Below are 7448 nucleotides of genomic sequence, written 5' to 3'. Positions count from 1 at the left end.
TCCTTCTCCCGCAAGGGGAGAAGGCAAGAAGAGCAGCTTCTACTGCGTCAGCCGCGTGTTGTTGGGCCGCTTGTTGAAGTCGCACTTGCCGGTGACGTTGTAGAAGAAGTCGGCGTTGCCGACAGGCGCCGGAACCGAGTTGCCGCCGTCCTCCCAGGCCTGGTAGCCTGTCGAGCCACAAGGCACGAGGCCAAAGATATCAACGATCTTGCCGGTCGCCATTTCGGCCAGGGGGATGTCCGCGCTTGTCGAGCTATAGAGCCGGTTGGACGTGGCCGGATCGTTCGAATAGAGGTTTTTCGGGTTGCCCGATGGCACATTCATCTGCAGATAGAGGCTGGCCATCTGGCTGACGTCGATTGACGCACCGGCGGTGTTGCCGGGAGTCATTGTGTCGACACAGTAATATTTCGTGCCAGACTGGTCGGTGTTGAGCGTCACCCCGTTGGGCGGGTTCTTGCCGACCTTGCAGACCTGCGTCTGGATCACCGTGGGGACGCCCAGACTGTCGATCTTGCTGACGGTGGTGGTGCCGTAACCTTTGGGATCCGTGCCGCCGCCGTATTTGTAATCGATCGTCATCAGCGGCTTGCCCGCTGCGGCACCGAACATCGTGCCGTAGAGCGTCATTGTCTTGTTCCAGTAACCCGACACGCCGGTGACCTTGAAGGTCGCCTCCACCAGAGCCGGCGCCTTGTTCACCGCCGAATTGACGCCGATGGCCACCGTGGGGATCCTGGCGATCTGCATGAACACGGTCTTCATGGCGAAACTCGCCGAGGCCTGCGCGGTGGCGGTGCCGTTGGCGCTGACGTCGAAGCTGTTCAGCGTCGCTGCGCCCTGTCCGCCGTTTTCTCTGTAGGTATTCTGGAGCAGCACCTGGCGCTGCGGCATCGTCGAGGCCGTATCCATCGTGGTGATCGACAGGATCCCGGCGTCGAGCGCCGCCTGCTCGGTCGACCTGGTCTGGACCGCGGAAGTGTAGTCGACGGAAAAGCCGACCGCGGTGATCAGCGGTATCATGGCGAGAACAAGTATCGGTGCGAACGAGCCGCTCCGCGACTCGATAAAACTGCCTGCAAGCCCCCGCATGCCTTCGTCCTTACATGAGATATTTCCCTCCGCTAACATGCCGATCACAAATTATGCTCTAACGCGTGTGGTTAAAATTTATCTATTTTTCGAGGAATCCGGGGGAAAAGGCGACAAGCGCCCGCACCGCTTGCCTCGGCAGCCGCCTGCTCTGCCTTCCCGGCAGCGGCCGTACGGCTTGCCAGGCAACGGGCCGGGTCACATGTGCGGCGGCAGCCTGCCGCTTGCTCGGGCAAGCCACCCCTGCTAAACGCGCGCCATGAGCACGCCCCTCGACCACATCCGCAATTTCTCCATCGTCGCGCATATCGACCATGGCAAATCCACGCTTGCCGACAGGCTGATCCAGCTGACCGGCGGGCTGGAGCTGCGCGACATGAAGGAGCAGGTGCTGGACTCGATGGACATCGAGCGCGAGCGCGGCATCACCATCAAGGCGCAGACGGTGCGGCTGAAGTACCGCGCCAACAATGGCGAGGACTATATCCTCAACCTGATCGACACGCCCGGCCACGTCGACTTCGCCTATGAAGTGTCGCGTTCGCTAGCCGCCTGCGAGGGCTCGCTGCTGGTCGTCGACGCCTCGCAGGGCGTCGAGGCGCAGACGCTGGCCAATGTCTACCAGGCGATCGACAACAACCACGAGATCGTCGTGGTGCTGAACAAGGTCGACCTGCCGGCCGCCGAGCCCGAGCGCATCCGAGAGCAGGTCGAGGAGGTGATCGGCATCGACGCTTCCAACGCCGTGCTGATTTCGGCCAAGACCGGGCTTGGCATTCCCGATGTGCTGGAGGCCATCGTCCACCAATTGCCGCCGCCGCGCGAAGGCGACGCTTCGGCGCCCTTGAAGGCGATGCTGGTCGACAGCTGGTACGACGCTTATCTCGGCGTCATCGTGCTGGTGCGCATCATCGACGGCGTGCTGAAGAAGGGCCAGACCATCCGCATGATGGGCACCGGCGCCAAATACCTGGTCGAGCGCACCGGCGTGTTCACGCCGGCCCGCATCAATGTCGACGAGCTCGGTCCCGGCGAATTCGGCTTCTTCACCGGCTCGATCAAGGAAGTGGCCGACACCCGCGTCGGCGACACCATCACCGAGGACAAGCGCGCCACCGCCAAGGCGCTGCCCGGCTTCAAGCCGGCGCAGCCAGTGGTGTTCTGCGGCCTGTTCCCGGTCGACGCCGCCGATTTCGAGGATTTGCGCGCCGCGGTCGGCAAACTGCGCCTCAACGACGCTTCTTTCTCCTTTGAAATGGAAACCAGCGCGGCACTCGGCTTCGGCTATCGCTGCGGCTTCCTCGGACTGCTGCATCTGGAAATCATCCAGGAGCGGCTGGAGCGCGAGTTCAACCTCGACCTGATCGCCACGGCACCGAGCGTCGTCTACCGGCTGGCTCTGACCGACGGCTCGATGAAGGAACTGCACAACCCGGCCGACATGCCCGACGTGGTGAAAATCTCGGCGATCGAGGAGCCGTGGATCCGCGCCACGATCCTGACCCCCGACGACTATCTCGGCGGCATCCTGAAACTCTGCCAGGACCGGCGCGGCATCCAGGCCGACCTGTCCTATGTCGGCAAGCGCGCCATGCTGATCTACGACCTGCCGCTCAACGAAGTCGTGTTCGATTTCTACGACCGGCTGAAGTCGATCTCCAAGGGCTACGCCTCGTTCGACTATCACCTGACCGACTACAAGGAAGGCGACCTCGTCAAGATGTCGATCCTGGTCAATGAGGAGCCGGTCGACGCGCTCTCCATGCTGGTGCACCGCACGGCGGCGGAAAAGCGCGGAAGGCAGATGTGCGAGAAGCTGAAGGAGCTGATCCCGAACCATCTGTTCAAGATCCCGATCCAGGCCGCCATCGGCGGCAAGGTCATCGCCCGCGAAACCATCTCGGCGCTGCGCAAGGACGTCACCGCCAAATGCTACGGCGGCGACGTCTCACGCAAACGCAAGCTGCTGGACAAGCAGAAAGAGGGCAAGAAGCGGATGAGGCAGTTTGGGAAAGTGGATATCCCGCAAGAGGCGTTTATTCAGGCGCTTAAGATGGGTGATTGAGGGGTCTTGGCTTGGTGATCCACTGAGATTGGCATCGCCTAATTTATTCCGAGTATCTCGTTGAGAGAACGGCCGCCCTTTTCCGCCTTCGCAATCTCATTCCGACACCAGGCTTCCATGCCTTTCATTTCAGTTCGGATCCGAGTTTCAACTTTGGCAAAACACTCACGCGATCCATCAACCTCGCGGGCGACGTGGTCCTCGATCTGTGTGGCACCGATAGGTAAGGGATCATCGAATTCAACTGATGGCTCTATTTTGTTTGGACCAAACGTAACTCGAACCGTCGCGCTTTGAGAGGGTCCAATATCCTTAATCGGTCGAAAAATATTGAACATCCCTCGCTCAAAAAGCAGGTCACGAGAGTAATTCTTCATAGGGGACGACGGTCGCTTACCCATAAGCCTGCCAACATTCTCAATAAAAAAAGAGAATTCTTCCGACATGTTCATCGAAACTCCACCGGTCACCGATTTGCCGCGGCGCAAGTTACCATCCTTCGGGTAAGAAATCATATAGTGGTACTCGGCCCCGGTGCGGTTCAAAAAGTAAAATGGCTCAGAGCGTTTGACGGTAAAGGTCTTTCTTTCGTCAAAACGATGAATCTCTGGCCGTATATAATGTTGAACGACCAGCCGCGGATTCATTTCGAAACACATGGCAATTATGCTGTCACTTGTCCGTTTACCTATCTCTCCAACAAACTCAGCAAACTTATCCGGAACAATTCGCACCAGCGCATACGATGCAAAATATTCTTGAAATGACCGGTGTATGAATGTGTATTTCAACCCATCTTGCTTTATCAGATTAACTGACTCTTCGTAATCCTCAAGAATATCCTCCGGCGCCTGCGAGAAAGAGCAAAACTTACTGCTCATCGAAATATACTCTATTATTTCCGATTTAGTAAATTCAAAAACTTGCTTATAGTACGATAACAAGCAGAAGACGCCAAAAGATTTTTGAAAATCCTCTATATCTAATGTCTTGTACCGGCTGTATGCTTTTGTCGCGTCATGCCACTGAAAAAGCGTGTTAAAATCTTGATCATAAAATATACTCATGCGACGCGGTATGTCCATGTTCTCTCGAAAAGTCATCATCATCATGATTGATAGCAGCGGATTTGATAGAAAACTTCTATTTTGGCTAAAAAACTCTGCGGTGAGTTTCTTCAAAAAGACTACCTTGGAATCGGCATCGAATGGCACCTTGGTTATGAGGGCCCTTACTTGACCGAGATCAAATGGCGCAGACTCAAAGATGTCGAAATTTTGCCAACCGGCAAAGCGTTTCTCAAAGCGGCTTGAGACAGCAAAGGAGCATTTACTATATATCGAAGAAAGGAGCAGGATTTGTCTCTGTAGCTCCTCCCTATGCTCTTGCGCGACTTCGTCAAATCCGTCGAGAAGGAAACTAAACCGGCCCTGGGCGCAAAAGTAATCGAACAAATCGTCCGTCAGTTCACGGTGGTTGGATATTGTTCTTCTGATAAACGTTTTGAGGTCAAGCTTTGAAAGATCACTTAGTTGACGAAGTTCGATAAATATTGGGGTGGTCGAGCCGGGGTTGGCAAATATGGTGAGCCATAGGTGACGCATAAAAAACGTCTTACCGGCACCGCCGTTACCGTTTACAATAATGTTCTTCCCGCCAGTAAAATGCTCGATAACTTCGCGGTCTGAGATCTTTTTATCGCCCGATGAAAAGCTAGAATGTACATATACATCGTAAAGGTCAACGTCGCTGTCTTTTTTGCAAAGTATGCGAACATTGCGATTGCGGCTGTAGGTATCTTCCATATATGGAGCAAAATCTTCAAATATTTTGCTCCAGGTACTGCGAACGGCTCCAGATGCTCCCCTTACAGTCGCGTTAAAAGATGCTTTGACGAGTTCGGCAACGACCGACGCGGTAACTGAACTAGGATCAACAGACGACATTATGACTCCCCCACCCATTTATTAGCCGAGACCATCCTAGCCGACTTGATTCACAGGCTAAAGAGCGGAGGGGGTATATCGGTGAGGCGATCCAAAGGTAAGACATCAAGTGCGCTCCACTCTCGACACCGCCGCCGCAACCAGCCTAGCATTGGCGGAGCCTTTGGCCTGGCCGACACTTTCGTGGAGAGCGCGCCGCTGCGCGAAAGACTCTGGACGATCAACGGCAGGGCGCTCGTAGCCGCGACCGCGCCGCTGACGATGAAATACCCGCGGCTGGGCATGACTGCCATGACTGCATAGCTGCGGGGTTCTCACCTTTCTCGCCAGCGCGGCGCTGAAGCTGCACGATTGGGATCAAGCCATCGGCCCGCGCCGCTCGAGCGCGGTCTTGCGGATGATTTCCGCGATCTCCGGGCTGCTGCTGCATAGCATCTGGAAATCCGCCGCGTGCAGCGACAGGAGGGAGACCGCAGTCGCGGCGCTGACGGTCGCCGAACGCGGTTCGCCGCTGATCAGCGCCATCTCGCCAAAGAAGGAGCCAGGGCCAAGCTCCACCGGGTTCGGCGTCGCGACGCTGACGCGCCCCTCCACGACGAAGAACATCCGATCCCCGGTCTCGCCACTGCGGCAGATCACGGCGCCCGCCGGCAAGTTGCGAGGTCTTAGCGCGCGCACGATCTCGACCAGCACGGCCGGGCCGAGCTGCTCAAACAAGGGCACGCCGGCGACCAATTGCCAATTGCGGACGAAATCCTCGCGACGGATTTCCTGATAGAAGCCGGAGGCAAGAATGCCGGCCCAGAGCGCGAAGATGCCGATGCCAGTCATCATGACCGCCCCGGCAAGGACGCGGCCGGCGAAGGTTTGCGGAATGTGGTCGCCATAGCCGGTGGTGGACAGCGTGACCACCGCCCACCACATTGCCTCGGGGATGCTGCCGAACTTTTCCGGTTGGATGTCGCGCTCGATGACATAGGCGGCGAGTGCGACACCAAACAGAACGACGCCGAAGAGCGTGGTGACGCCGATCAGGTTGCGCGCTTCGTTGGCCAGCACCCTGCCCAGCACCGGGAAGAAGGTCGAGTCGCGCAGCGGTTTCAGCAGCCAGACACCACAGTAGAGGCTCCAGTCGGGCGTGCCGCCGAGCAGAAATGCGGCGAGTGGAACCAAAACCGCGAGCACATCGATGGCGATTGCCGGCGTCCTGTCCCGAAGGTCTCCCGCCCGGTGCTTGAGCAGCGTCGCGGCCATCTGCAGAAGATAGGCGCCCCAAATGACCGCGAGCAGTGCGGTCAGAGCCAGTCTGCTTCGTCCGGACAGGTTCGGTGTCGTGAGCGCAGCCACCACCAGAAGCCCAGGGGCAGCCAGCACCGCGTTGAGCGGCGCGTAAATTCTCAGGAAAGGCAGTACCGACATTCTGTGCCCACGAGCGGCTACTATTTGCCAAAGTAGGCTGCCTTCAAGGCAAGCGTAAAGGTGCTTGCTGCGATCCGCCGATATCGGTTCTCGGGCAAGGCTGACTTTGTCGACTGCGGACGCGCTGCGGACCGCTCTCTCGACAGTCTCTGCCTTCACGCCTTGTCGATTTCGGGCTGACACTGGAGCCGCGTCGGGAAGTCAAACAGGTGAGAGCGCCTCGCCATCGGCGAGCATTGGATCAGACACCGTCCTGCGGTATCCTCGAGCCAGCTTGGGGAGACATCAAATGCGCACCACTTCAGACACCATCGCCGCGACCGGCCTCGCCATCGGCGGTGCCTTCGGCCTAGCCGGCACCTTCGTCGCCAGCGCCCCGCTGCGCGAAACGCTCTGGACGATCGACGGCGTGGCACTCGTGGTGGCGACCGCGCTGCTGACCATGAAATACCAGCGGCTGGGCAATGACAGCGTAGCGGCTGGATTCCTGACTTTCCTGGCCGGCGAGAGCCTGCTGCTTGCCGGCAATGCGGCGGGACTGGAGGCCAGCGTGCCCTCCTATCTCGGCGGCATCTCGCTTTGGGCGGCAGCATTGGTCATGGTCAGCGCGCCGAAGACTTTCGCCCTGTGGATGCGGCTCACCGCGCTCGTGGCCGCCGTGCTGTTTATCGTCTCGGCTTGCATGATTCTCTGGGGCGCGCCCTTGCTGCCGACGTCGGCGCCGCTGCCCGCCGCCGGCTATCCGTTCCTGGTACTGACCTTTGTTGGCTGGATCTGGACGCTGCTGAGGCCGGCGCGGTGAGCCTTTGTCCGCTTCCGTACCAAAAGTCCGGCCTGGTTGATCGCGCAGACTCGGAGCGATAGAAAACTCGGGCGGCGGACCCTTATCAGGTCGCCAGTGGCCGGCGCGGGCTCAGGCAACTGCC

The 7448-nt window shown here is 58.4% G+C and carries 5 protein-coding genes; 2 read left to right on the top strand and 3 right to left on the bottom strand.

Features of this window, described 5'->3' with window-relative positions; translation table 11 throughout:
• Positions 1–39: 39 nt before the first annotated feature.
• Positions 40–1092: a TadE/TadG family type IV pilus assembly protein gene (locus tag EN749_RS26155; RefSeq protein ID WP_128364245.1), complete on the bottom strand. Its 1053-nt coding sequence runs from the start codon at positions 1090–1092 to the stop codon at positions 40–42.
• 259 nt (positions 1093–1351) lie between these two features.
• On the opposite strand from EN749_RS26155, the gene lepA reads away from it, so the two are divergent.
• Positions 1352–3157: a translation elongation factor 4 gene (gene lepA / locus EN749_RS26150; protein ID WP_128364244.1), complete on the top strand. Its 1806-nt coding sequence runs from the start codon at positions 1352–1354 to the stop codon at positions 3155–3157.
• A 38-nt stretch (positions 3158–3195) separates the two neighbouring features.
• Here the strand turns inward: lepA and EN749_RS26145 are convergent, their stop codons facing one another.
• Entirely contained in the window at positions 3196–5103 is a 1908-nt protein-coding gene (locus EN749_RS26145) for an NACHT domain-containing protein (protein WP_189367700.1), read from the bottom strand.
• Between the two features lie 357 nt (positions 5104–5460).
• A complete protein-coding gene (locus EN749_RS26135) occupies positions 5461–6522 on the bottom strand; it encodes a cyclic nucleotide-gated potassium channel (protein WP_128364242.1) in 1062 nt (353 codons plus the stop codon).
• Between the two features lie 289 nt (positions 6523–6811).
• Between EN749_RS26135 and EN749_RS26130 the strand changes: the two genes are divergently transcribed.
• Positions 6812–7324 (top strand): hypothetical protein, encoded by a 513-nt coding sequence (locus EN749_RS26130; RefSeq protein WP_128364241.1) that lies wholly within the window; start codon positions 6812–6814, stop codon positions 7322–7324.
• Positions 7325–7448: the final 124 nt, after the last annotated feature.

Source organism: Mesorhizobium sp. M7A.F.Ca.ET.027.02.1.1, from assembly GCF_004022985.1.
GTDB lineage: Bacteria > Pseudomonadota > Alphaproteobacteria > Rhizobiales > Rhizobiaceae > Mesorhizobium.
Note: the sequence above shows the minus strand (reverse complement) of the source record. Positions and strands in the feature narration are given on the sequence as shown.

What these genes read in the sequence shown, in the direction of transcription:
- EN749_RS26130 (WP_128364241.1), top strand. Translation starts at nt 6,812, where the DNA reads ATGCGCACCACTTCAGACACCATCGCCGCGACCGGCCTCGCCATCGGC.
- EN749_RS26155 (WP_128364245.1), bottom strand. Translation starts at nt 1,092, where the DNA reads ATGCGGGGGCTTGCAGGCAGTTTTATCGAGTCGCGGAGCGGCTCGTTC.
- lepA (WP_128364244.1), top strand. Translation starts at nt 1,352, where the DNA reads ATGAGCACGCCCCTCGACCACATCCGCAATTTCTCCATCGTCGCGCAT.
- EN749_RS26145 (WP_189367700.1), bottom strand. Translation starts at nt 5,103, where the DNA reads ATGTCGTCTGTTGATCCTAGTTCAGTTACCGCGTCGGTCGTTGCCGAA.
- EN749_RS26135 (WP_128364242.1), bottom strand. Translation starts at nt 6,522, where the DNA reads ATGTCGGTACTGCCTTTCCTGAGAATTTACGCGCCGCTCAACGCGGTG.